Here is a 461-nt window from a genome sequence, read left to right on the forward strand (position 1 = left end):
ACCAGGACTGGCTCGCCGCCCACAGCGCCCATCTGCGCGAGGAGAAGCAGCTCACCCGCCAACGCGACGCACTCTTCGAGAGGCGCCGGCAATTGCCCTGGCGGCGCATCACCCAGGATTACCGCTTTCACGATGCCAGCGGCGCGGTCCGCCTGAGCGAGCTGTTCGAAGGTCGCAGCCAGCTGGTGATCAAGCACTTCATGTTCGGCCCGGACTGGAGCGAGGGCTGCGTGGGCTGCTCCTTCGAGGCTGATCACATCGGCGGCGCGCTGCTGCACCTGCAGCACCATGACGTCAGCTTCGCCGCCATCTCCCGCGCACCGTTCGAACGGCTGGAGGCGTTCCGCCGGCGCATGGGCTGGCAGTTCCGCTGGCTGTCATCGGCCGGCAGCCCGTTCAACCGCGACTTCCACGTCTCCTTCGATGCCGAGGACATCGTCGAGGGCAAGGTCTTCTACAAC

At 66.6% G+C, this 461-nt stretch carries 1 protein-coding gene; it reads left to right on the forward strand.

The features are described from left to right. Positions 1-461 (forward strand): DUF899 family protein (locus ACU8YC_RS27145; RefSeq protein WP_446896279.1); only part of this gene is annotated, 461 nt, incomplete at both ends.

This window comes from Citrobacter sp. VF227, assembly GCF_052950715.1.